Here is a 25,998-nt window from a genome sequence, read left to right as displayed (position 1 = left end):
AGACTAAGGTAACCCTACGCGGACCCTAACCGAACCCCTTCCAGCTCCTATTATAAGGCCGATCTCTTCCCGAACACTACCCGACCAATAACCGGTGATTTTTATCCTTTAAGGATTTCCAATAGCTACCAGAAGATACTGTAAAGCGCAATAATGATCCCAACAATGATTAAGGCACCTGCGGCAAAACCAGTATTGGTCTTAAACATTCCACGATCTACCTCCAGTCCTTTAGGATTGACACCTTTTCTGTTTTCAAATAAACTGATGACGACCATTGCCACTACGCAGATGAGGAAGACAAAGCCCATCCTGTCCAGGAAAGGAATTTCATAAATCATACTGCCGTCTTTTTGTACGGCAAGTTTAGAGAATCCGAATTGGCTCAAGGCTTCCAGATTACAGAAGTTTGGCAGGGCTTTAAAGCCTACAGAAAGTAAAAATCCGCCAATCGTTGCAAATAATGCCGCGTTGGACGTTGTCCTTTTCCAGAAGAAACCCAGCAGGAACATCGCAAAAATACCTGGGGAAACAAATCCGGTGTATTCCTGAATAAATTGGAAACCTCCTTTTTTATCAATGCCAAGCTGTGGGGCAATCACAATCGCCAATAACATGGCTACAATCACTGTGATTCTTCCAACAACTACTTGTTTATTTTCATCTGCGTCCTTTCGGATCACTTTCTTGTAAATATCCAACGTGAAAATAGTGGCAATACTATTCGCTTTTCCGGCGAGTGAGGCTACAATTGCTGCGGTTAAAGCGGCAAATGAAAGACCTTTTAATCCGGCAGGAAGCAGGTTTAGCAAGACTGGATAAGCTGAATCTGCATTCAGTTCTCCGTTTTTCATCATCGCGGTTTTGAAATCGCCATAGCCTTCTTTGTATAAAACATAAGCGGCTATTCCTGGCAATACCACGATTATTGGCATCAGCAGTTTCAGGAAAGCGGCAAATAACAAACCAGATCTCGCTGTTTTCAAATCAGCACCCAGTGCCCTTTGTGTGATGTACTGGTTGCAGCCCCAATAGTTCAGGTTCACAATCCACATTCCTCCGATCAGCACTGTTAAGCCTGGAAGGTCCATATAATGCGGATTTTCCTGCTTGAAGATCATGTGAAAATGGTCGCTTGCCTTTTCTTTCACCATCGCCAGTCCGTTTAATACACCAGAGCTGCCAAAATGTGTGGCCACCAATTCTAAGGCCAGATAGGTAGTGGCTAGTCCGCCGAGAATTAAAAAGAATACCTGGATCACATCCGTGTAGCCAATTACTTTCATTCCACCGAGGGTGATGATGATGGCGAATACGGCAAGCACATACATACAAGCCGTGGTATTGATGCCTGAAATGCTGTTGATGGCCAATGCACCCAGGTAAAGAATGGAGGTGAGGTTCACCACCACGTACAGTAACAACCAAAACACCGCCATAATCATGGCTACCGTACTATTGTACCGTTGTCCAAGAAATTGCGGCATGGTGTAAATTTTGTTTTTCAGATACACCGGAATGAAAAAGATAGCGACAATGATAAGGGTTGCAGCAGCCATCCATTCGTAGGTAGCGATTGCAAGGCCCATAGTGAAGCCAGAACCGCTCATGCCGATAAATTGCTCGGCTGAGATATTTGAAGCGATTAGAGAGGCTCCAATTGCCCACCAGGTCAGTGAGTCTTTTGCTAAAAAGAAATCTTTGGAGTTTTCTTTATGGGCTTGTTTTTTCTTATAAACTGACCATCCGTATACCGCGACAATCAGAAAATAAACGAGAAAAACAACGTAGTCGTACGTACTCAATGAGTTCATATAAATAGGTTTATTTACTTTTAAATGAATCTGTTAATGATATTCTCTAAGCGCTCCTGCTGACCGCTGATTGTTTTCGGTTCTCCTTTTTCAACCGCATAATTGCGCAGTTGTTCCAGATTCAGTTTGCCATTTTCAAAATCCTTTCCGGCACCCTGATCAAATGAAGCATACCGATTGGTTCTGATTTTCTTGTAATCAGAATGCTGAAGTACTTGATCTGCAGTGATTAATGCCCTGGCAAAGGTGTCCATGCCACCAATGTGCGCATAAAATAAGTCTGCAGGATCCGTTGAGTTTCTTCTGATCTTCGCATCAAAATTGATTCCTCCGCCTTGCAATCCATTGGCTTCCAGTACGATCAGCATGGCTTCCGTGAGCTCATTGATGTTGTTTGGGAATTGATCGGTATCCCAGCCATTTTGATAATCGCCTCTGTTCGCATCCATAGAGCCCAGTAATCCGGCATCTGCAGCCACTTGTAACTCATGCTGGAAGGTATGACCAGCAAGGGTGGCATGGTTCACCTCAATATTCAGTTTAAAATCTTCCAGTAGGCCATACTGACGAAGGAAATTACTTACCGTTGCGGAATCATAATCATACTGATGTTTAGATGGTTCACATGGTTTAGGCTCAATGAAAAATGTACCTTTAAAACCCTGCTTTCTAGCATAATCTTTAGCCGAATGCAGGAATTTAGCCAGGTGTTCTTGTTCCCGCTTCATATTGGTGTTCAGCAAGCTCATATAGCCTTCACGACCTCCCCAGAATACATAATTCTCTCCACCAAGAGCTATTGTAGCATCTAAAGCGGATTTTACTTGTGCTGCACCATGCGCCAGGACGTGGAAATCAGGGTTGGTGGCAGCGCCATTCATATACCTGCGATGAGAGAAAAGGTTGGCCGTTCCCCATAGCAATTTAACGCCGCTTGCCGCTTGTTTTTGCTTTGCATAATCTACAACGGCTTGCAAACGTCTTTCATTTTCGACGATGTCATTGGTATAATCTACCAGATCTACATCATGGAAGCAATAATATGGAAGGTTCATTTTGGTGATGAACTCAAAGGCGGCGTCCATCTTATCTTTTGCACGTGCTACGGCATCAGTCTTGTCATTCCATGGATGGATGATCGTTGGCTCTCCAAATGGATCTCCGCCTGTCGCTACAAAAGAATGCCAGTAGGCGCAGGCAAAGCGCAGATGATCTTTCATCGTCTTTCCTGCAATGATTCTATTTTCATCATACCAGCGAAATGCCAGCGGGTTATCTGAGTCTAATCCTTCAAATTTTACCTGTCCGATTCCTTTGAAAAATTCCTTTTGTCCTGTCGTTACTGTCGTCATTATACTTCTATATTTTGGTTTAAATAATATTTATATCGTATTGATTTTTAGTTATTTGATTTGTTTTACTTCATCTTATTAGATAGATTTTGCAGCCAGTCCTGATATGCAGTTTCATAGCCCAGATTTGAAGCAGGCTCTACCAATTGTAAAGGCTTGATGTTCCTAAAAGCTGCGGCAGCATCCGGGTAGGTTCCAGCCCCAATACCTGCGCCTATAGCAGCACCTACGCTGCCATCATTTTCATAAAGTTCTACAGGAACACCGGTGCTGTTCACGAAAGCTTCCAGGAAGAGTTCGCTTAGGAACAGGTTGGCTTTTCCAGCTCTGATCACCTTTGGCTGAAGTCCATTGCTGCGCATAATGTCTAGTCCGTAGCGGAAAGCAAAGGCGATTCCTTCCTGTACTGCCCTGAAAATATGAGCGGTACTGTGCAGGTTAAAGTCGATATGCTGCAGGTGAGCGCCAACCATTTTGTTGTTGAGCATCCTTTCTGCGCCGTTTCCAAAGGGCAGTATGCGCAGTCCATCGGCGCCAATGGCGATCTTTTTGGCTGCGGTATTGAGGTCGTTATAAGCGATTCCTGGTGCCAGCAGGGCTTTTGCCCAGCGATTCATACTTCCTGTTCCGTTGATGCAGAGCAGAATGCCGAGTCTTTTCTGCGCTTCGGTATAATTGACATGAGCAAAGGTGTTTACCCGGGATTGCGGGTCGTAGGCCAATTGGTCACTTACCCCATAAATCACTCCTGAGGTGCCAGCTGTGGCCGCTACTTCTCCGGGTTCCAGTACATTTAAGGAAAGGGCGTTGTTGGGCTGATCTCCAGATTTATAGCTCACAGGAATCCCTGCTTTTAGGCCCAATAGGTTCGCGGAAGAGGCGCTTACCTGGCCATGTGCTGAAAATACAGGCTTGATTTCAGGAATGAGGCTGCGGTCAAATCCATAGTACTCCATCAAGGTTTCAGATAGGGTATCCGATTGGAAATCCCAGAAAACACCTTCAGAAAGGGCAGAGATACTGGTGGTTATGCTGGAGCAGAGCTTCATGGCAATAAAATCACCTGGCAGCATCACTTTATCTATTTTAGCATAACATTCCGGTTCATTTTGTTTCACCCATGCCAGCTTGGAAGCGGTGAAATTACCAGGGGAGTTGAGTAGGTGACTCAGGCAATAATCATGGCCTAACTCGTCGAAAGCTTCGTTTCCAAGCGCTACGGCTCTGCTGTCACACCAGATGATACTGTTTCTAAGTAGCTGCTGATTTTTGTCCACCAGTACTAAACCATGCATCTGATAGGCGATTCCTATAGCAGAGATGTCCATTGGCTGGAAGTTCGCTTTCTTTTTGCAAATCTCAAAAGCCTGCTGGGTATGTGCCCACCAGAGCTCGGGGTCTTGTTCTGCCCATCCGGGATGGGAGGCATGGATGGTTGCTTCTTCCTCCGGATATTGCGCGGCTGCAATGGTTTTTTGCGTTTGCGCATCTACGACGGCCACTTTTATGGAAGAAGTGCCAATGTCTATTCCCAGTAATAACATATCGTGTTGTTTTAGTGGATTTTATAGGATGAATATTTGGTTATCAGTAAACGAATTTAGGAGAAAGTTTTACAATTGCAATCGATTGCCTAAAATATTTTTGTATTTTTACTTTAATTATGAAGCGCCAGAAAAGAACAACTATATACGATATTGCTGAAAAACTCAATTTAGCGGCCTCTTCGGTGTCAAGAGCACTGAGCAATAGTGATAAAATTAACGCAGAAACGAAGGCATTGGTGCTTAAAACTGCTGCTGAGATGAATTATCAGCAAAATGCGATGGCTTCCAATCTGCGGAAAGGCAGTAATCCGACGATTGGCGTGGTGGTTCCCCGCATCAATCAATATTTCTTTTCCAACATTATTGCTGGTTTGGAGGAAGTGACTTTTAACAAAGGTTATAACCTGGTGATTTGCCAGTCGAACGAGTCCCATGAGCGTGAAGTAGAGGTGGTGAACACCCTGATCAACCAGAATGTGAGTGGAATTGTAATTTCGATTGCCGCGGAAACGGGCAGTTCAGACCATTTGCAGCAGGTTTTAGACCGCAACATCCAGCTGATTCAGTTTGACCGTGTAGTGGAAGAGCTGGAGACCTTTAAGGTGCTGAACGATAACTATAAGGCTTCTTACGCCGCCGTAACTCACCTGATTGAGCAGGGTTACCGAAGGATTGCTTTATTGGAAGGTCCGCAGGAGCTCCATATTTTCAGGGAAAGAAAGGAAGGTTATATCGCGGCATTGAAGGCGCATGGTTTTCCAGTACTGGAAGAATTGATGTATGCCAATGCCTGGACACAAGAGCTTGGTGCTCAGGCTACTTATAAATTATTGGAAATGGCCAGTCCACCTGATGCTATTTTCGCTTCTACTTCCGATTTTGCGGCTTTAGGGGTGTTGGAAGTGGCTACAGGAAAGGGTATTCGCATTCCAGAAGCGCTGGGGATCTGTGGATATTCCAATGAGCCTTTTACGGAAATCACCAGTCCATCCATCACCACGATCGACCAGTTTAGCATAGAAATGGGGAAAACGATAGGCAATCTTCATTTTCAGGAGCTGGTAAATTCGGGGATGGTCATCAAAAAGACGGTCAATATCAGGCCAAAGCTGATTGTTAGAAAATCCAGTCAGCGGGTTTAACTGTAAATGTAACATCCATGTTTTCAGGAAAAATACTTGTTTTATTACTCTTTTTATTGATTTTCTCGGCGGCCTCCGCACAGCCGGGACAGATTCAGTTCTCCAGAATGTTCTGACTTCCTTTCTGATTGAAGATAAAGGAGCCAGCCTCTGGAGTGGAAGTTTTGATGGAATTGATCAGTTAAAACCTGATGACGGTTTGAATTGGACTCAATGAAGATTAAGTTTTTGACTGATGTAAGTCATGAGTTTGCAGATGTATTATCATTGATTATTAAGAATTTATAAAAATTGACAAGACAGAATGTCAGGCCTAAAAAAACAAGAACGTCAACTCATGCGCCGCAATGGAAAGACCTTGTCGAATCTGATGAACCAACCCCAGGAAAATTCGAATGTCTGCTGGTGCTCGCCTTGCATTATATTTTATAACGTTTGTCTGTTTTAGTATTAAAGCGCAAAAGTTCCACAAAACTTTTGCGCTTCATCAGCAGGTTATTTTATGCGCTCGTGGATGGCATTGATCATGTCCAGATGTGCTTTAACCACCAGTTCAGTTTTGGTCGCAAACGACTTAAGATCATTATCTGTGCCATTTTTTGCCTCATTTTTCATCAGGTCAAGCGTTGATTTATGACCTTCAACCATAGCCTCAGTATAGGCTTTGTCAAAGTCTTTGCCTGTTTTCTGAGTCAGCTCAGTCATTTTTTTCTGATGTGCTTCGTCAAGTCCATTAGGCAGGGTAATGTTTTTCATTTTAGCAATGGCCATTAATTCTTCGTTGGCTTTACCATGGTCCGTGACCATCATCGTTGCGAATTCTTTAAGCTGAGGATCGGTAGTTTTTGTAAGTGCAAGTTTAGCAAATTCGACTTCGGCCATGCCGCCAACAGCAGCTTTGGTTGCAAACTCTGAATCAGAAGGTTCTACAGCGATTCCACCGGTCATCTTTTCATTTGAGGTGGTATCTTTTACCATGTTTAAACTATCCGCAGTTTGTCGGGCATCTTTTGTACTGCTATTACATCCTTGGAATGCAAATGCAGTAGCAGAAATTGCACATAAATAGATCAATTTTTTCATAACGTAAGATTTTGTTTCCCCTATAACAACCGTTATTAATTTATTGTTTTACAGCGGATTAATGGTTTGTTTTTAAGCGTATGTCCTGAGGATTAAAACACTTCATTTAAGCCAAGAAACAGACCTTTTGCGCCATAGTTGCCAATGGCATAATCCACGCATAGATTGGTTCTTGTTGCTTTATTGAACAATATCCTTAGACCAGCGCCACCTGCAGGCTGCCATTTATGGAATATTTTGGTTCCCAGATTGTCATTGGCTGTTTGTACGTTGACAAAGGTGACTCCACTCAAAAACTTGTTGGCAGTAATCGGGAAGCGGTATTCCAGTTCCGAATAGAAATAATCAGTTCCCTTAAAATACCCAACTGTATACCCTCTTCCGCTTCTATAATTCACATCTTTACCAGTACCCGGAAGTTCCAGGTAAGGCAGTGTACCGCTGACTAAATAGGAGCCCCAATTCCAAAAAGCGAGTACGTGTTCAGGGTTTCTACTGGAAAGACTCCAGTATTTTCTGAAATCTGTGGTAAGCTGAACTGCATTTTTGGTACTACCGATCCAGCTTTGGTTGACCCGCAAGCCTGCATCTGCATAGATTCCTTTGTATGCACGATTCTGATTGTCGCGGGTGGTATATTGGAGGTTGAACAGGAAGCCGTTGGCCAGGTAATGGTCGGTTTTAAATCCTTTTTCTCTGCTGTAAATATGATAAGGGGTAAGTCCGTCGGGATTGCTTTTATCTTCTAAGGCCCTTCTGATGTCAATGGAAACGCCAGCACCAATAAAAAGGTTTTCCATCACCTGTTTGTATACTTTTTCCCGAAAGTTGTAATATTGGCCATGGATCACATAGCCTTTCCGATCTGGATTGGCCAGGATGACTTCCTCAGGTGTGCCTGTTCCTTTTGCACCAATTCCAAATCCGAAATCAGGAACTACAGTTTTTGCAGCCACCAGGCTTCCCTGGAAATTCCAGCGGTTTCCCGGAGTATAGACGTTGTGGGCCAGGTAAAAATAAATAATTCCTTTCGTCGTAATGGAAGCCGATGTGGCGGCAATAGACATCAGGGTGTTGGGTTCATGGCCAAGTACTCTTCCTGCTACCGCTTTTAATCCAATTTGCGCACCAATACTTGGATTGTAGGCAATACTAGGCATAGGAGTGATGCCTGATTTTTTTTGTGCAGGTTTTCGTGGTTTACCAGGACGGAAGATTTGATATATTAAATCAGCGATATCATAAGTGCTTTTTACACTGTCTTTAGGTAACGAATCCTTTGGGATGGTCGTTTGCCCATAGCTATATGCTTCTCCAAATAACATGAGAGCCAATAGAACTACGCTTACTTTGGATGATTGCTTAATCTTCAATTTATTTATCATATATACTGTTGAGGTATGCCTGTTTTACTTTACCCGGTTCAGCAAAACTGATCAACCTGGTTCGGCAAAGCTAATGTTTGATTTGTTAAACAAGGCGTAATTACTGTTCCAATAAAAATAATGATCTACTCTTTTGATAAGGCTACTGTGTCTTTTACTTTTTAATAGAATTGCTGAGTTTTAAATGGATTAATGGCTGCTTATTCTTTCCTTAATTGCCATCTGCATCCCTGTGAAGAGACGTAGATAAGGTTTATTCTTTCAGCCATGCGGCAATCTCATTTTTAATGTCCTCATAAAATGTCTGGTAAGTGTTTTCAGTCACATAGCCAATATGTGGCGTTGCCAATACATTTGTTAGCGTTCGAAAAGGGTGCTGAAGCGGTAATGGCTCAATTTCATATACATCCAGCGCAGCAGCAGCGATCTTCTTTTGTGTTAATACCCTAATTAAAGCAGGTTCATCTACCAATGGTCCTCGGGCAGTATTGATTAAGAAGGCGCTTGGCTTCATGAGGTTTAATTCTTTTTCAGCGATAATGCCTCTGCTTCTTGAACTTAGAATCAGGTGTACCGACACAAAATCAGCATTTTTGAATAATTCTTCCTTGCTGACTAGTCTTGCCCCTTGAGCAGCTGCTTTTTCTTCGGTGAGATTTTCGCTCCAGGCAATGACTTCCATTTCAAAGGCCTTAGCATAACGGGCGATGGTACTTCCAATTCGGCCAAGACCAACAATTCCAATTGTTTTCCCTTTCAAATCTATGCCAACCTCTGTTTGCCAGCCATTTTTACGTACCTGATTCGTTTCCGTAACCAAGTGTTTTGCTAAAGCAAGTAATAATGCCCAGGTCAGTTCTGGAGCACCATTGGACAGGTATCTGGTGGGAGAAATGGTGATGCCAAACTCTTCCGCAGCCTTTATATCTATGGAGGCATTCCGCTCACCAGTAGAAATGATAAGCTTTAGATTGGGCAATTGCGAAAGAATTTCACGTGTTAATGGTGTACGTTCCCGCATTACTGCGATGACCTGGAAAGGTTTTAATCGCTTAATGATTTCTTCTTTTACAGACAAGTGGTCATTAAAGACGGTGATTTCAGCAAGTTTATTTACATCTGACCAATCTCCGTAGGTTAAGGCTACATTTTGATAATCATCTAGTATGGCAATCTGTGGTCGTGTGTTCATTCTTTATTCATTTTATAGTAAACGGTAATTGCCAGCAATAGTTTTTATTGACCTTAAATTTACCCATTAGAACTGGAATTGGGTAGAATCAGTGGATTATTGATCTTATTCCAGAGATGATATTGATAATGTATTTATTCTCCATCTTTTAGCGGAGAATGAACGGATGTATGGATACGAAATCACCCAGAAAGTAAAATCAATTACGCAAGGCGAACTATTGTTAAAAGAGGGCGCTTTATATCCTGCATTACACAAGCTAGAGGCGGAAGGTTTGCTGGAAACGGCTACAGAAGTCGTAGACAACAGGGTTCGCAAATACTATCCTTTATCACAGGTTGGCGAAAAAGCGGTGGTTAATAAATTGCAGGAAGCGAAAGATTTCATTCAGCACCTGCAGCTGTTACTCAATCTTAAGCCCACATCCTGATCCATATCGACCAAAAAGATAGGAAGATCTCTTTTGTGGGAAAGTACCTTGTCAATACCAATGCCTCCTCATTTTTAATGCTTAAAATATGCAGCTAAGTCAGCAACAATTAGAAGAAATCAAGCAATTTGTATTGCGTAAAGGCTTTGTCTATCTGGATGTTCAGATGGAAATCGTCGACCATGTAGCCTCTGCCATAGAAGAGCGAATGAAGGCTGATCCGCAGCTGGATTTTAGCAGGGCGCTGCAGGAAACGCATGCCAGCTTTGGCGTATTGGGTTTTTCAACGATAGCAGATGCGGTAACAAATGGGCTCCACAAAAAATACAATAGATTCTTCTGGAAGAATTTCTGCTCATTTTTTAGCTATAAATACATCCTTTTACTGCTTCTGGGCACCTTACTCGCTTATCAAGCTCAGTTGCTTTTGATGGACAAGGGGTGGTGGTTAACTGTATTAACGGTGACATTGCTGCTGGATGCTCTGGTCACTCTTCTGACCAAGTTTTCAAGGGTAAAGTTGGGGCAATACCTATCTTTTAGGTTGTCAAGAGACTATTTTGTCCTGCAAGGCACGTTCTTATTTTTTGTTTTATTATTCAAATCGCATGTCGAAGTCGTTGATCCTATCTTCGGATTGCACTTGGCAAGTGCTATCGTGTCTGTATTTCTTGTGCTGTACGTAGTCTATCTTGTTACTGCTTTCAGGAAAATGAACTTTGGAATCGCCGAAAGCATGGAGCTGAAAAAAAAATACCAGTACCTGAATTCATAATATTTACTATATTCATATCTAAATAAGGGAGTTACCTATTTGACTCCCCCTTAAAGATATGATTCCTGAAAAAGCGCTCTTTTCTGTTTCTCTTCTTCTTTTTTCAATATTTTCCTTCTGCCCAGGGTTAAATGCACAGATGCAGCCTTCAATTCCGATCTTGAAATCTGCTGAGGGCTATTACCAGCACCCGCAGATTAAGGAATTATACCTTAAAATGGTGGTATCTGGCCATAAACTGCATCAGATACGGGAATGGGATGGCAGGGAGTTGTGGTTAGTTCAGCAAACAGCAAGCGATTTTTCTGATGCTGGAGGGAAATATAAGCTGAGTTTTTCAAGAAATAACAGCAATGCAATTGATGCAGTAACCATAGGGCAGGAGGTCTGGAAGAAGATACCTGCTTATGTGCCGGAAAAAGTGACGGGTCTCCATCAGGAACAAGTCAGGGCAATTCTGGATGAGCAGGCCGACAAGTTAATCCAAGCCATCAACGCTAATTCTCTTGCGGTTCGGGAGAAATACCTGCAAGACAACTTTTCAGCAGCACTGCAGTCCAGCTCAAAAAATGAGATGCCCGCTCGAATGCTAGCTGTATACCGTTCAACTGGAGGAGTTAAATACCTCAAAAACATTTATTTTAATGCGGACGCATTTTTTGGAGAGTACCAATACCTCAGTGAGGACCTAAATAATGTGTATGAGTTTAGTATAAAGCTAGATAAGCAGCAGAAAGTAAAGCTTTACAATGGCAGGGTGTTTTTCAATCCCGACCTGATGCGGAAGCCGGATACTGAAAAGACGCTACTTGCAAATCTGGACATTACTTTAAAGCAATTGGCTCAAAAAGATGTTTTTTCTGGAACTGTGATGCTTGCCAAAGGAGGTCAGGTTTTATATAAATATACCTGTGGATCAGCGACAAAACAGCCAGATTTAAAAAATACAGCGGATACAAGATTCAATATTGGCTCTATGAACAAAATGTTTACGGCAGTAGGGGTGATGCAGCTGGCTGCCAAAAGAGCTGGCCAATAAAATCCAAGTCCGACATTTATTAAACCACAGTTCAGGTCTTGGCGACTTCTTCAGCAATGCGTTCAAGGAAGATGCTACTGTAGATTTTCAAAGCCTCGAAAGCTATAAAAAATACCTGAACCAGGCGCAGCTACAATTTGAACCAGGAACTTCCTGGTTCTATAGCAATACTGGAATGTTGCTGTTGGGTGGCATTATTGAAAAGGTATCAGGCCAGAATTATTTTGATTATATAGAGAAAAACATCTACTCGGTTGCTGGGATGACCGCTTCCGGACTTGAGGCTGAGAAAGGAGTGGAGGCCAATCAGGCAATAGGTTATATTCCTAAGCTGGACGGCAGTTATGAGCCGAACTTAAATTCTGCTTTTACCCGGGCATCACCGGCAGGTGGAGGCTACTCGACCATCGCTGACCTGCATAAATTTGGACAGGCCTTATTGTCGGGCAAGCTATTGAATGACTCCTCAATGCAAAAAATGTTTAAGGATGAACTGGGCAGACAATACGGATATGGTTTCCAAATATGGGATACACCAGGGAAACATGTGGTAGGACATTCTGGTGGAGCGCCTGGAGTAAGTGCAGTAGCTTATCTCTTTCCTGAAACAGGTTACATGGTGATCATCCTCTCGAATTACGACAGAGGTTCGGCTGATTTAGGTGAATACCTCTTAAACTCATTGAAATTTATAGGAAAATAAATTTATGCGCAAACGTTTGTGTAAATTTCACCGAATGAGGAAATGTGTTTAAATCATTAAATCTGTTTTTATAAACTTAAATCACCTCTTCGCTTATCTTATTGAGAAAATAATTGATATTGCCGTCAATTCTTAAGTTTTCGTTTAAATAACGAAGCTTGAATGTTAGACCATTTGCTGGCTTTTCTGGAGTTCAGTTCAGCTTGTACAGCAATTAGCTGGGTATCCCCCTGAATCTAGAGCAACGTATTCACAGAAATAGATAAACAGAACAAATCATTGTAGATGAGCCTGCAAATGTTAATAAAATGGAGACTCAGGATCAACGATCCCTCCACCATCAACCATTTTATCTACTGGAAACAAAAAAGCCATCAGAGATGATCTGATGGCTTTAAATAGAGGTGTCGTTATTTTGTTGATTTTTACAGTCTTTTCATCGCATCTTCATTACCTAATTTCGAATCAGGTTTGGCAATACGGGATTTTCCGAACTTATAAGTAAAGCCTACAAACACTCGTCTGCTGTCGGTATGTATGCGCTCTGCAGATCGGAAAGTTCCGTAATCACGTTTCAACAGATAATCATTTCTTCTGAAAACCAATTCATTTCCCGCTATCCTAAGCTGCCCATTGCCATTCCATAGGTTTAGTAAAAAAGAGGCATCAATGTTTTTATTCCCTTGATAGCTGCCAAGATCCTGTGTATACTTTGTCCAGAAATAAGCGTCGATCTGTAACTTCAAATCCTTAGTGATTTTGAAAATCTGTGCCGTTCTAAAATCCGAATAGAAAGCGGCGAGCTTATGGCTTGTTCCCAGAACTACCCCTTCGGCACTATTATGCCCAATCGGTGTTCCACTATTCATCGTTTCCCACCATTCGTTGATTTGATATGGGTAAAATAAATACAAGGCAACAGTACTGGCTTTTTTCAGATTCTGACGCTTGTAATAGGTCACCTTTGTGGCATAATCCTGTTGAGACGGGAATAAGCCAATCATTCCTTCAATATCAGTATAGCTCAACGAGATATTTAACTTATGGAGGTTTGCAGAAAGGGTGTACGTATGGTCAAATTGCGGTACCATTTCCGGATTTCCCTGCTCAATACTATACTGATTTAAGAACACACTGTAAGGAACCAGATCTGTATAGGCTGGCCTTCTGATGGTTTTTTTATAGGATCCGGATAGATTAAAGTCTTTATTGATGGTGTGCTGATACCGTAAAGTCGGGAAAAAATTGTACTTGCGCTGTTTAAAATTCCCTTCAAAATCTACGTCTGATACTTCTGCTCTAAACCCAAGCTGCAGCTGATCATTTTTCCAATCTTTAGTTAAGGTTCCATAGGCTCCTGTTATGGATTCCTTTAAACTGTTATTACTAGAAAAATTGGGATCGATCTCCAGCTGACCAGTTTTATAGTCCTCATAATTTACGATGGTCTTAGAATTGGTATGCTGATATTTTAGGCCGGTTTCAAATGTCCATTGCTTTTTAAACTGATGCGAATAATCTGCCTGGGCAATAAAAACTTCAATATCACCTTTGTTTTGCATCTGATAAAGTGGCGGATTTTTGATCACTTGCCCATTGCCATCGTAAAGGGTAGATGGAAAGGATTGTCTTAAGTCTCTCTGCCATGGCGTGAAGGTGCCCAGAACGGTCAACTCGTTTTTACCGGAATCCGATAAGAGGTGGTAATTGATGTTATAGGTTTGAGCATTGCCCTTTTGGTTGAAAGAAGCATCAGTGTATAACACAGAGTCCAGCTTTCCATTTTTGCGGCCAAATCCATTGGTGGTTGTCCATGGGCCTTTAAACACCACATCGCTCAGGTCCATAAATAGGCCGAGGGTCTGGTTTTTCCCCAATTGTAATTCCATATTGGTCTGGAAAGTATAGATCTTATTGTGGGATAACCTCGTCCAATTGTTCGTTAGGTAATAGGATGGATCTGTAGGATCCTGAAATCTTTCGGACTCAATACTGAAATAATTGTCCCCTCTATTTAAACCGGCATTCGCATAGATGGTGAAGTTCTTTCTTTTATAAGTCGCGCCGGCATTCACACTGCCAGTGGCGTAGTTCCCAGCAGAACCGTCGGCTCTTAAATTACCGGTCACGCCTTCAATCTGACTTTTTTTGGTGATGATATTGATGACTGCGCCATAGGAGGCATCATACCTGGCGGAAGGTTGTGTAATCAATTCAATCTTTTCGATGTTTCCGGCAGGCATGGTGAGTAGGATATTTTCCAATGCCACCTCTGGTACGGGTTTATTATCGATGAGCACCATGGTCCTTTTGCCTTGCAGAGTCAAAGAGTTATCAGTAGAAACCTTTACAAATGGTGCAGATCTCAAGACTTGAAGAGAATTACCTACAGCCATCGCACTGTTCTCTACATTGAAGATAAACCGGTCGCTTTTAGTCTCTACCAGCGGTTTTCTGGCCACCACCCGCACTTCTTTTAAGGTTTTATTGGCAGCTTTCATGGCAATCGGCGGAATGACAACTGCTGCTGTACCGGCTCCCACATTAAAAGCCTTACTGAAGTAAGCCTGATGACCTAGTGAAGAAACTTTAAGCATATAAGTGCCGGGTTTAATCGCAGGGAAAGCAAAAACACCCTGTAAATCCGTCAATGACTGGATCACAAAAGTGGAATCTACCGCTTGCAATAGGATTACAGTGGTATACTCCAAGGGTTTTCCGTTTTCATCTAAAACTGATCCGGCTACTTTCTCTACTTTCGAAGAATCTCGGTTAACAGCTTTCATTTCGATGCTTTTATCCGGCGCAGTATGTTTTTTCGGGGTAATGAATATGGAGTAGTTTTTAGCGTCTACTTTGAACCAGGACAAGTTTAAGGGCAACAATAAGCCATTTAACACCTCGGCAATGGACTTCCCTTTATCAGCCGCTGCATTATAGGCGACCATCTTTTGTTTAAGACTGGCTTCTTCATATAGGAAGTTGATCTGGTGCTGAACGGTTAATTCATTCAATATTTTGTTTAGCGCCTGCTTTTCTACGGTTTGGCTTTGCTTTTCTACGGGTTTAATTTGTCTTGCGAATGCGAAAGATTGTAGCATTAGTAGGTAAGTTAAACTCATCAGGCATGTTTTTAAATTTTTCATCTTCATGCCTTATTTTGAGGTAATCATTAATTCCCTGGTCTGTTTATTCGGAGTAATATCTAGGTTTAACGTCATACCAAACGCTTTAAACAAAACCTGTTCATTTTGCGTGTTTAAGGACCCTGACACTCTTTTCTTCAAGATCTCCGGATCATCGACGACTACCTTATACCCATAAATATCTTCGAAGTAATTGAAAATTTTAGCCACTGGAACATCTTTGAAATACAACTTCCCATCCTTCCAGGAAGCGTACTCTGCTACATTGATCGGCTTTTTAATCAGCTTACCTTTTTCAAATTCTACGATATCTCCAGGGGCCAGCACCAGCGGTTTACCCGGAGTTCCTTTTAAGCCTAAACTGATTTTACCTTCCAGTAGCGCAACTTCAGTGCGCCCGCGTCTGTCATTTACATTGAAAGAGGTACCGAGTACTTCTACATTGACTTCGCCAGTATGGACTACAAAACGTTCATGGTTTGCTATTTTTTTGGAAGTATTTAAATGCTGCACCTTTAAAAAAGCTTCTCCTTCAATCCAGACTTCTCTGATTTCATTTTTACTCCAGTTTCTATCATATTTTATCGTAGAATTGGCGTTTAAGGTCACTAAAGAGCCATCTGGTAAGGTAATGGTTTTCAGCTGACCGTAAGGTGTATTGATGGAGATCGGCTGAGTCATCTGGTAAAAAACACCCACACTCAATAAAATGCCCGCAAGCATAGCGGCTGCCGCATAACGATACCATAAAGGCATTCTTTTGCCAGATTTTTTAAGCAGGGTAGTTCTAGCCTGAATGGCGACCCACAATTCCGATTGTTCATTGTCGTTTAAATTGTCTCTTTCGAAACGCATAGATTGAACGATAGTTTTGGCCTGGGTGATAGTCTCTCTTAGTGGAGGAAAAGTATCCTGAATATTTTGCCAATGGAGATTAGACATTTCATCAGGATGGAGCACCCATAATAAAAAGTCTTCATCATTGATCAGTTCTTCCAGGTGATAGGAGGTATACGCGCTAATTGGTTTCTTCATATTGCTGCTTTTGATCCTATTAGCTGGTGGTACAGCAAATTACCCCATGAAAAGGAATAAAAAATAGAAATAATAGATATTAAGCTGAATATCAGCTTAATAATTTTAGATGTAACAATAGGGAAAGCAGCATTAAATCGTCTTTTGACAAGTTCTCTTTCATAAAACCCAAGGCCCTGGCCATTATTTTGTAGCTTGCTTTTACTGAAATGTCCATTACTTCTGCGATCTCCTCATAACTCAGCTGCTCATAAAACCTAAGAAATACCGCTTCCCTTTGTCTGGCAGTCAGCTTGGCCATGGCTAGATTTAATTGTGCGGATACGTTGATGCGATGTTCTCCATCAATCATTGCCTCTTCTACATTTAAGCTGATCTGGAAAGCGTAGTTGTCGTTGGCCTCATCATAAGTCTCAAAGTTCTGTAACTGGAAGGCCTTTTTGAAAATTAAGTGACGGAAGGATTTAAAAAGGTAGTTTTTGAGGTGTTCAGGATTTCCAAGGGAAGCCCTTCTGGTCCAGATACCCACAAAAAGATCCTGAATACACTCTTTGATCAGGTCTTTATCTTGACTGAACTTTGATCCATAATTGTATAGCGCTGAAGCATAATTTCGGTATAAATATTCGAAAGCGTCTGCATGACCAGCTTTAAAAGATTGCCAGTAAATGGATTCAGTTGGATCAGGCATAGGATGAATTTCATGCTAAGATATAAATCTGGTCGATAAAAAAAACGCCCTTTTGCCGAATTAGGGCTAAAAGACGTTTTTCATATCTTGCCGATAGAGGATTTGTGCTACTTATTGATAGCTACCTGAGCTTGTCCTTTTTTAAGCATATTCATGAAGTATCTTCTAACAGGGATGTCATAAATGACCATCATCAGATAAGCGAAACCTACTAGTAAAATGGTTCCACCTGAAATGATAAAAAACAATTGCGTGTGGTCTGGTTTGTAAGTCGAATAATAGTCAGCAAAAAGCCAAAGCACCATATAATGTGTCATGTATAGCGGATAGGAGATGTTTCCCGAGAAAATACATAGTTTTTTTACGCCTTCCTGTAGTTTAGCACCAGCTCCCAAAGAGATCAATAAGGGAAAATAAATCAATACTATAAATGGTTCAGTGATCCAGTTCCATTGACTATCCGGCATAAGGAAAGCGAGTAAAAGTAAGATGCTTAATCCTACAAAGCCCAGGTTTGATTTGATGATCCATTTGGAACGGAAGATCAGTAATCCTGCTAAAAACGAATAGGAGATACGGGCAGCACCATGCCAGAAGGTTTCTCCACTCCAGCCGCCAAGAAGGTTTCCGCTAGAATAGCCGATATAGCAAATGGTACCAGCAGCCAGAATTGCTAAGATCAATAAGAGGTTACGCGTCGCTTTGTATAGTGCCGTGGCATAAACAATATTAGCTACATATTCCCAGAACAGGGACCAGGCAGGGGCATTAAGACTGAATAGGTTGAAATACCTTTCTGATACTACAGGAAAAGGAATCAATAAAACAGAACTTAAAAAGAGGAGTGCCATTCTACCTGCGCTATACACTTCATTATGCAGATTAAAAGGGTCAAATAGAAAAGCTAACAGCCCCAATACCGATCCCATGATCACTAAAGGGTGCAACCTGACCAGTCTTGTTTTTAAAAAGGCTAAAATTCCCATTTTGCCGATCCTATCGTCGTAAGCGTAGCCGATGACAAATCCGGATAAGCAAAAGAAAAAGTCTACAGCAAGAAAGCCATGACCGATGAAATTCTTTGAAGGAATAAACACCACCTCCATGAAATGGAAGATGACAATGGCTACTGCAGCTACTCCCCGCAATCCATCGAGGATATGAAAATGTTCTTTGGTTTTTAAAATATCTTGACTTAACGTTTTAGGGTTCATCTAATTTTGGTTCTTTTAGAATTAATGATTTGGTTTCTTTGTGTGGTTGTGTGCGATCAAGAATACCAATTAATTGCGATGATATCAAGCTTTATTGGATTTAGCTTGATGAAAACCCTATTATTTAAGTTTTAACTCTTTTTTAAAATACAGGTCCCATTTATCCTGTGGTTCTTGCTCTTCACCATGCATCGTTTCCATATCATAACGGGCATTTATTTCCGCCAGTTCTTTTAACGTATCCTCATAAATCTTTTTCACTTCCTTCTGATAGTTCTTGACGGTATATACTTTTTTAGTTAAGGCCTTATATAAGATTCTACCATAGATAACCGCCAGATCTGAGTGACCCTGCTCATGGTTCAACAAATTCTTTTTCCCTTCTTCAGCCAGTGTGGCCAACCTGCGCAGATCAACGGTAGATTGCTGGCCATCCAATGAAACTGCTACATTGAATACTAAAGACAACTGACTTCCTTTCTGAGTGGCCCTATATTGATGTAAGGTCCGGTGTGCAGTATAAGCAATAAACGGAAGGTTAGAATTGTTCAGCTTTTTGTACATATTCCAATTTAAATTGATCCGGTCAATTTGGTTTTTCTGACTGAAAGCAGGTGGAGTACTTAAAACGATAAGGAATATGGAAAAGAATGCCAGGGTAATGGCTGATTTGAGTAGCGGTTTCATATTTGGCAAAGAAGCAAAAAAAAACAATATCAGGCTAAGGTTTTTTACCTTTGTGCTTTCAAATCGATATGAAACACATTCATCCAATCAAAAAATACCTGCTTTTAGGTGCTATACCATTGATACTTTCCTGTAGTTCACATTATATGGTGGTTAAAAGTAACCGAAGTGAGTACAATATGAATAGCAATCAGCCAGTAGACAGTGCGGTGATCAAGACCTATTTGCCTTATAAAATCAAGATGGATCAGGAGATGAATACCGTAATTGGGCATTCTGAGGTGCTGATGGAAAAGCTGGATAAAAAAGACGATAAACCCGTTGCTGAAAATTTGCTAAGAAATTTCTTCTCTGATGCTTTGCTGCATGAAGCACTCAAATACGACCCGACTATAGATTTCGCGATGCCCTCTACGAATGGTGGAATCCGGGTGGCGCTTCCTAAAGGAGACATCAAAATGTCACATGTTTTTGAAGTCATGCCTTTTGAGAATGAAATGATGGTTTTCACCCTGAGTCCAGCTGCTGTCCAAAACCTGCTGAATTACATTGCTGAGAAAGGCGGACAACCGGTTGCCGGCTTAAGAATGAAAATTGTAAATGACAAACCAACGGAGGTCATGATCAATGGAAAACCGCTGGATCCAAATAAAAACTATAGGGTCTTAACTTCAGACTATGTAGCGGATGGAGGTGATAACGTTCAAAGTTTCAAAAACCCAATTGAGAAAAAGATTTTAGGTGTCAGAATGCGCGATGCCCTGATTACTTACATTAAAGAAAACCAGGCTGCTGGAAAAACAATAAATCCAAAATTAGATGGAAGAATTACAAAAGATTAATCGCAGAAACTTCCTGAAAACAGGAGGGGTAGTGGCTGCTGCTGCAGCATTAAACTTAAATGCTTTTGACGCGCTAGCTGCCGGAGATATGGTAAAGCTGACCATCTTACATACCAATGATGTGCACAGCCGAATAGAACCTTTCCCAATGGATGGTTCAAAGTATGAAGGACTAGGTGGAACTGCCAGACGTTCGGCCCTGATCAAATCTATTCGTGCTAAAGAAAAAAATGTATTGCTTTTTGATGCAGGTGATATTTTTCAGGGTACTCCTTATTTCAATAAATATGGCGGAGAGCTAGAAATTAAACTGATGTCTGAAATGAATTATGATGCTGCAACGATGGGAAATCATGATTTTGACAATGGCCTGGCAGGCTTCTACAAGCAGTTGCCGCATGCCAATTTTCCAATTTTATGCAGCAATTACGATTTCTCGAATACCTTACTGAACAAATCAACTTTGCCTTATCAGATTTTCAAAAAGCAGGGCATCAAGATCGGTGTATTCGGAATCGGAATTAAATTAGCAGGATTGGTAGGGGAAATCAATTACGGAGACACCGTATTCTTAGACCCTGTGAAAACCGCAAATCAAACGGCCAGTCTGCTTAAAAATGAGCTGAAATGTGATTTGGTGATCTGTCTATCACATCTGGGATATAAATATGACAGCGATAGGGATTCAGATCAGAAATTGGCTAAAAATACCAGAAATATAGATTTAATCATCGGTGGGCATACCCATACTTTTATGGATCAGCCGGAAGACGTATTGAACCTGGATGGAAAAATCACCACGATAAATCAGGTAGGATTTGCGGGGATTAACCTGGGAAGATTGGATTATTACTTTGAAAGATATAAGGGCAAGCGTATTAAAACTGCTGCACCTTATACCATTTCAGATCGATTAGATAGCTAAGCTTAACAAAGGAAACCGCCACCAAGAAGGTCGTTTCCTTCATAAAATACTGCGGATTGACCCGGTGCTATTGCAGATACAGCATGATCAAATACTACTTTCATTTTATCATCCTCCTGTACAATAGTACTTAGGGTTCCTGCATCTTTATATCTGATTTTAGTCACCACATCAGTCATGGGTTCTAAAATGTTTTCATATTTAATCAGGTTCACATTTCTAACCAGGGCTTCATGACGTTCCAGTTCATCGGCTCTGCCTAACATCACGGTATTGCTTTCTGGAAGGATTTGCGTCACAAACATCGGCTCACCAAAAGCGATCCCTAAGCCTTTACGCTGTCCGATGGTGTAAAATGGATAACCTTTATGCTGTCCAACCACCATACCGTCACTGGTAATGAAATTTCCACCAGCTACGCGGTCTTCTAAATCACCTACTTTATGTCTTAAGAAAGCACGGTAATCATTGTCCGGTACAAAGCAGATTTCATAGCTTTCGCTTTTCTTAGCCAGTTCTTCCTGTCCCATATCTAAAGCCATTTGTCTGATGTCCGCCTTTGCGAAAGATCCCAATGGGAATTTAGTACGCGCCAGGTTTTCCTGAGAAACACCCCAAAGGACATAAGATTGATCTTTATTTTCATCCAGACCTTTAGAGATCACATGACGACCATTGTCGTGCTGTCTAACGTTAGCATAATGACCGGTCGCGATAAATTCACAATCCAATTTGTTTGCGCGTTTCAATAATGCTTCCCATTTGATATGGGTGTTACATAGAACACAAGGGTTAGGGGTACGGCCTGCAAGATATTCATCAACGAAGTTATCAATTACATAATCACCAAACTCATCCCTGATGTCTAATATATAGTGTGGAAATCCGTAATTTACCGCCAATGTACGTGCATCATTGATGCTGTCCAGACTGCAACATCCGGTTTCCTTACTGCTGGTACCTGAGGTCGCATAGTCCCATGTCTTCATGGTTAATCCGATTACTTCATATCCTTGTTCGTGCAGCATCACTGCTGCCACTGAACTATCTACTCCGCCACTCATGGCTACCAATATTCTACCGAGTTTACTCATTATAATTTATTCTGAGGGCAAAAATAGCGGTTTTTACCCATACATTCTCATATCAGGCGTCAGTTGCTTGTAAAAAGGATAAAAGTATAATGATTAGATTAAACGTTATAGCAACTTAATTAGAGTGGATTTTTGCCAATTATTTATACCTTAGAGTATTGTAAAAAAACCTCAACTTAAACAAATGAAAAAAGCATTATTGTTTTGTATACTGCTTCCAGCCCTTTCTGCGCAAGCACAAAAGGAATTGGTAAAGTATGTAAAACCGATTATTGGGACCCAGAAAATGGGCCACACCTATCCAGGAGCCACTGTTCCTTTTGGTTCAGTGCAGCTGAGTCCGGATACAGATACGCTTTCTTATGAACTGAATGGCAAGTACAATGGCGATGTGTATAAGTACTGTGCAGGATATAAATATGAGGACAAATCGATTGTTGGATTTAGTCATACCCACTTTAGCGGTACTGGTCATTCGGATCTGGGTGATTTTCTGGTGATGCCAACTCAAGGCGTTTTAAAAATGAACCCGGGTACTGCCGATGTGCCGGGAAGTGGATTTCGCTCCGGGTATTCCCATGCCAATGAAACTGCGGAAGCAGGTTACTACAAAGTGAAACTGGATGACCACCAGATTCAGGCGGAGTTAACTGCGAGTAAAAGAGTAGGTATGCACCGTTATACTTTTCCAAAATCGGATCAGTCGCACATTATTCTCGATCTAATGTCTGGAATTTATAATTATGACGACAAAACAGTATGGACTTATGTACGCGTGGTCAATGATACTTTGGTGACCGGCTACCGTCAAACCAACGGATGGGCGAGAACAAGGACGGTGTATTTTGCGATGACCTTCTCGAAGCCTTTTAAAAGCTATGGACAGAAGAATTTTGACAAGAAACAGGCGTACCAGGGTTTCTGGAGAAAATTCGATCAGAATCATAACTTCCCGGAGATTGCCGGAAAGAGAATCCGCATGCACTTCGACTTCGATACCGATGCTCAGGAGCAGGTGAAAGTGAAGTTTGCATTATCACCGGTTAGTCAGGCTAACGCATTGGAAAACATGAAGACCGAGGTTCCAGGATGGGATTTCGACCGTGTAAAAGCAGCAGCACAAGCCGATTGGAATAAAGAACTGAACAAGATTAATATTGCCGCCTCTGAAGATGATAAAGTGAATTTCTATACCGCGATGTATCATGCATTTATCAACCCTACTACTTATGGGGATGTAAATGGACAATATAAAGGTTTAGACCAGAACGTGCACCAGGCAGATGGTTTCACCAATTACACGACCTTCTCTTTATGGGATACTTATCGTGCTTTACATCCATTTTTTAATCTGATCCAACCTTCGCGTAACAATGATATGCTGAAGTCTATGATGGCACATTATGATCAGAGTGCCTTAAAAATGCTGCCGGTCTGGTCGCATTATGCCAATGATAACTGGTGTATGAGTGGTTACCACAGCGTTTCTGTCGTGGCTGATGCGATCATCAAAGGTGTTTACAATGGAGATGCTCAAAAAGCTTTAGAGGCTTGTATCACGACCGCTAATCATCGCAGTTATGAAGGTATAGGAAAATATATTGATATGGGGTATATTCCAGCAGAAGATAGTGGAACCTCCGTGTCGAACACTTTGGAATATGCTTACGACGATTGGTGCATTGCGCAAATCGCAAAAAAATTAAATAACCAGCCTGTATATGAAGAATTCATGAAACGTTCTGGAAACTGGAAAAACGTGTATGATAAAACGATTGGTTTTATGCGTCCAAGGTTAGCGAACGGTTCTTTCAAAAAGGAATTTGATGTATTGAGTACCCACGGACAAGGTTTTATCGAGGGAAATACCTGGAATTACAGTTTCTTTGTTCCTCAGGATCCGGAATCCTTAATGAATATCATGGGAGGGAAGCAGAAATTTGGCGCAAGAATCGACAGTTTGTTTAATATGCACCTTCCTGATGAGTTTTTCGCAGATACCGAAGATATTACCCGTGAAGGGATTATTGGTGGATATGTACATGGTAATGAACCAGCACATCATGTTGCTTACCTATATAACTGGGCAGGACAACCTTGGAAAACTCAGGCAAGAGTGAGGAACATTTTAAAAATGCAGTATAAACCAACTCCCGATGGTTTGGGCGGCAATGACGATTGTGGCCAGATGAGTGCCTGGTATATGTTTTCTTCTTTAGGATTTTATCCGGTAGCACCTGGCTCAGATGAATATTCTTTAGGCAGTCCGGCAGTCAAATCTGCCATCCTCCATTTAGAAGGCGGAAATACATTTACAGTAGAAGCCATCAACCAGAGTGATCAGAATGTTTACGTGCAAAAAGTATTGTTAAATGGTGTTGTTATTAGCAATCATCTGATTAAACACTCAGATATCTTAAAAGGTGGGAAATTAACATTCTATATGACTTCAAAACCTGTGAAAACAGCGAAAATTTAAAAGTAGAATCCGTTGCTCAGAATTTGGTGATACGGCCGGGATTTCCGGCCTATCAAATAAATTAAACAAAAGCGGGTACTGCCGATCTTGGGTCGTTTCCCTGTATTTGATTTTTTCTGATGTCAGAAAGCTCTCTAGGCCTTTTAACGATCTTTTTATGAATACCTACCGTACCATTGTATAACAATATACCACCGAGTACCGCTTCCTGAATTCCTATTACAGGATGTTTTGAAATGGCTCTAATTCCTTTCTGAAAGATATATGCACCAGCAAGGATGGCAATAAATCTTTTTCCTGCATCTAATTCTTCTGTATCGTACGCACTTAACAATGATGTTGCAGCTATAATTCGGACTTTATTTTTTAATACTTCAAACATAACTATTCTTTCTATATCTATCAATTGAACACAGAAAGGCCTGTTTTGTTTGGAAATCTTTAAAATCCTTTTACCGTAAATCAGGTCAGGTTACTGGGATTAGCCCATTTTTTCCAACACCATTCGGATCGCCTGATCTACTACTTTATTCGGAGCTTTACTAAACTCAAAATTCACCCTGCTGGCGAGTATTGCATTTACGGACAGCGCTTTATGACCTAATACTTTAGCCAGCGCATAAATCCCTGCTGTTTCCATTTCCAGATTCGTAATCCGGTAATTGCCATGCTGAAAGGTATTGAGTAAAGCGATGAAATTAGGGATGGCATTCTTAGCTCGGACCTGGCGCCCTTGAGGTGCATAAAAGCCAGGTGCAGTAATCGTAATTCCATGTTCCATATCAGCCCCAATAGTTTTTAATAAGGTATCATCGGCAGCCGTTAAATAAGGATGGATTCCCTTAATATGCGCACAATGGGAATGGAATGCTTCTAAAATCGGACGTTCATCTACAGATAATTCATGGATGTAATACTGCATCAAAGCATCCAGGCCTAGGCCAAAAGAAGAAGCAAGGATGGTGCCCATCGGCAGATCTGGTTGTATGGCACCAGAGGTTCCAATCCGGATAATATCCAATGAAGTCAGCTCTTTTTTTACTGTTCTGCTTTCAAAATCAATATTTACCAGGGCATCCAGTTCATTAAATACAATGTCAATATTGTCTGTTCCGATTCCGGTGGAGATCACCGTGATCCTCCGTTTACCTACATAACCGGTATGGGTGATGAATTCACGTTTTCCTTTTTTAAGTTCTATACGGTCAAAATGTTTAGAAATCTCTGAAACGCGATCGGGATCCCCAACGGTGATCACAGTTTGGGCCAGGTCTTCAGGCAATAAATTCAAATGGTAAATACTCCCATCCTGATTGATAATTAAATCTGACTCTGATATTTTGTTTTCCATAATTACAGTGATTGATCCTGCAAACCTATGAAACCTGAAGGAGTAAATTAAAATTAAAAAAAATACCTCAGG

The 25,998-nt window shown here is 41.4% G+C and carries 20 protein-coding genes and 1 pseudogene; 7 read left to right on the top strand and 14 right to left on the bottom strand.

Going from position 1 to position 25,998, the window contains the following annotated elements:
- Positions 1-125 precede the first annotated feature (125 nt).
- The 3 genes from H9X96_RS06065 to H9X96_RS06055 form a co-directional block, all read right to left on the bottom strand.
- On the bottom strand, positions 126-1,814 hold the full coding sequence (locus tag H9X96_RS06065; RefSeq protein ID WP_187665414.1) for a sodium/sugar symporter: 1,689 nt from the start codon (positions 1,812-1,814) through the stop codon (positions 126-128).
- Positions 1,815-1,834: 20 nt separating this feature from the next.
- On the bottom strand, positions 1,835-3,166 hold the full coding sequence (xylA, locus tag H9X96_RS06060) for a xylose isomerase (protein ID WP_187665413.1): 1,332 nt from the start codon (positions 3,164-3,166) through the stop codon (positions 1,835-1,837).
- A gap of 65 nt (positions 3,167-3,231) precedes the next feature.
- Entirely contained in the window at positions 3,232-4,710 is a 1,479-nt protein-coding gene (locus H9X96_RS06055; RefSeq protein ID WP_187665412.1) for a xylulokinase, read from the bottom strand.
- 119 nt (positions 4,711-4,829) lie between these two features.
- Between H9X96_RS06055 and H9X96_RS06050 the strand changes: the two genes are divergently transcribed.
- Entirely contained in the window at positions 4,830-5,855 is a 1,026-nt protein-coding gene (locus H9X96_RS06050) for a LacI family DNA-binding transcriptional regulator (protein ID WP_187665411.1), read from the top strand.
- A 495-nt stretch (positions 5,856-6,350) separates the two neighbouring features.
- On the opposite strand, the gene H9X96_RS06045 is transcribed toward H9X96_RS06050, so the two are convergent.
- From H9X96_RS06045 to H9X96_RS06035, 3 genes are all read right to left on the bottom strand, one after another.
- Entirely contained in the window at positions 6,351-6,938 is a 588-nt protein-coding gene (locus tag H9X96_RS06045) for a DUF4142 domain-containing protein (RefSeq protein ID WP_187665410.1), read from the bottom strand.
- A 92-nt stretch (positions 6,939-7,030) separates the two neighbouring features.
- The gene (locus tag H9X96_RS06040; RefSeq protein WP_187665409.1) at positions 7,031-8,323 is read right to left on the bottom strand and encodes a BamA/TamA family outer membrane protein; all 1,293 of its coding nucleotides are present in this window, start codon (positions 8,321-8,323) and stop codon (positions 7,031-7,033) included.
- A 253-nt stretch (positions 8,324-8,576) separates the two neighbouring features.
- Positions 8,577-9,515, bottom strand: coding sequence for a D-2-hydroxyacid dehydrogenase family protein (locus tag H9X96_RS06035; protein ID WP_187665408.1), 939 nt, complete (start codon positions 9,513-9,515; stop codon positions 8,577-8,579).
- Between the two features lie 121 nt (positions 9,516-9,636).
- Between H9X96_RS06035 and H9X96_RS06030 the strand changes: the two genes are divergently transcribed.
- The 3 genes and pseudogenes from H9X96_RS06030 (at position 9,637) to H9X96_RS23065 (ending at position 12,462) form a co-directional block, all read left to right on the top strand.
- Positions 9,637-9,945: a PadR family transcriptional regulator gene (locus H9X96_RS06030; protein ID WP_370576719.1), complete on the top strand. Its 309-nt coding sequence runs from the start codon at positions 9,637-9,639 to the stop codon at positions 9,943-9,945.
- A gap of 88 nt (positions 9,946-10,033) precedes the next feature.
- Entirely contained in the window at positions 10,034-10,720 is a 687-nt protein-coding gene (locus H9X96_RS06025; protein ID WP_187665407.1) for a hypothetical protein, read from the top strand.
- A gap of 58 nt (positions 10,721-10,778) precedes the next feature.
- A pseudogene (locus H9X96_RS23065) lies at positions 10,779-12,462 on the top strand (serine hydrolase domain-containing protein).
- 425 nt (positions 12,463-12,887) lie between these two features.
- Here the strand turns inward: H9X96_RS23065 and H9X96_RS06010 are convergent.
- The 5 genes from H9X96_RS06010 to H9X96_RS05990 form a co-directional block, all read right to left on the bottom strand.
- Positions 12,888-15,563, bottom strand: coding sequence for an outer membrane beta-barrel family protein (locus tag H9X96_RS06010; protein ID WP_187665405.1), 2,676 nt, complete (start codon positions 15,561-15,563; stop codon positions 12,888-12,890).
- 54 nt (positions 15,564-15,617) lie between these two features.
- Positions 15,618-16,643, bottom strand: a complete 1,026-nt coding sequence (locus H9X96_RS06005) for a FecR family protein (RefSeq protein ID WP_187665404.1) — start codon at positions 16,641-16,643, stop codon at positions 15,618-15,620.
- 91 nt (positions 16,644-16,734) lie between these two features.
- Positions 16,735-17,334, bottom strand: coding sequence for an RNA polymerase sigma factor (locus H9X96_RS06000; RefSeq protein WP_187665403.1), 600 nt, complete (start codon positions 17,332-17,334; stop codon positions 16,735-16,737).
- A 107-nt stretch (positions 17,335-17,441) separates the two neighbouring features.
- Entirely contained in the window at positions 17,442-18,548 is a 1,107-nt protein-coding gene (locus H9X96_RS05995) for an acyltransferase (RefSeq protein ID WP_187665402.1), read from the bottom strand.
- Positions 18,549-18,668: 120 nt separating this feature from the next.
- Positions 18,669-19,235, bottom strand: a complete 567-nt coding sequence (locus H9X96_RS05990; RefSeq protein ID WP_187665401.1) for a DUF922 domain-containing protein — start codon at positions 19,233-19,235, stop codon at positions 18,669-18,671.
- Between the two features lie 68 nt (positions 19,236-19,303).
- Between H9X96_RS05990 and H9X96_RS05985 the strand changes: the two genes are divergently transcribed.
- Entirely contained in the window at positions 19,304-20,077 is a 774-nt protein-coding gene (locus H9X96_RS05985; protein WP_187665400.1) for a 5'-nucleotidase C-terminal domain-containing protein, read from the top strand.
- On the top strand, positions 20,055-21,002 hold the full coding sequence (locus tag H9X96_RS05980; RefSeq protein WP_187665399.1) for a bifunctional UDP-sugar hydrolase/5'-nucleotidase: 948 nt from the start codon (positions 20,055-20,057) through the stop codon (positions 21,000-21,002). The genes H9X96_RS05985 and H9X96_RS05980 overlap by 23 nt, the downstream gene beginning before the upstream one ends.
- 2 nt (positions 21,003-21,004) lie before the next feature.
- Here the strand turns inward: H9X96_RS05980 and mnmA are convergent, their stop codons facing one another.
- The gene (gene mnmA, locus H9X96_RS05975; RefSeq protein ID WP_187665398.1) at positions 21,005-22,096 is read right to left on the bottom strand and encodes a tRNA 2-thiouridine(34) synthase MnmA; all 1,092 of its coding nucleotides are present in this window, start codon (positions 22,094-22,096) and stop codon (positions 21,005-21,007) included.
- 184 nt (positions 22,097-22,280) lie between these two features.
- On the opposite strand from mnmA, the gene H9X96_RS05970 reads away from it, so the two are divergent.
- Complete coding sequence (locus tag H9X96_RS05970) at positions 22,281-24,575, top strand: GH92 family glycosyl hydrolase (protein WP_187665397.1); 2,295 nt, start codon at positions 22,281-22,283, stop codon at positions 24,573-24,575.
- Positions 24,576-24,636: 61 nt separating this feature from the next.
- Here the strand turns inward: H9X96_RS05970 and H9X96_RS05965 are convergent, their stop codons facing one another.
- Both H9X96_RS05965 and H9X96_RS05960 read right to left on the bottom strand, forming a co-directional pair.
- A complete protein-coding gene (locus H9X96_RS05965; RefSeq protein WP_187665396.1) occupies positions 24,637-24,957 on the bottom strand; it encodes a hypothetical protein in 321 nt (106 codons plus the stop codon).
- A gap of 99 nt (positions 24,958-25,056) precedes the next feature.
- Positions 25,057-25,926: a nucleoside phosphorylase gene (locus tag H9X96_RS05960; protein ID WP_187665395.1), complete on the bottom strand. Its 870-nt coding sequence runs from the start codon at positions 25,924-25,926 to the stop codon at positions 25,057-25,059.
- Between the last annotated feature and the right edge of the window lie 72 nt (positions 25,927-25,998).

The organism is Pedobacter sp. N36a (genome assembly GCF_014472395.1).
Lineage (GTDB): Bacteria > Bacteroidota > Bacteroidia > Sphingobacteriales > Sphingobacteriaceae > Pedobacter.
This window is presented reverse-complemented; position numbering and strand designations above follow the sequence as displayed.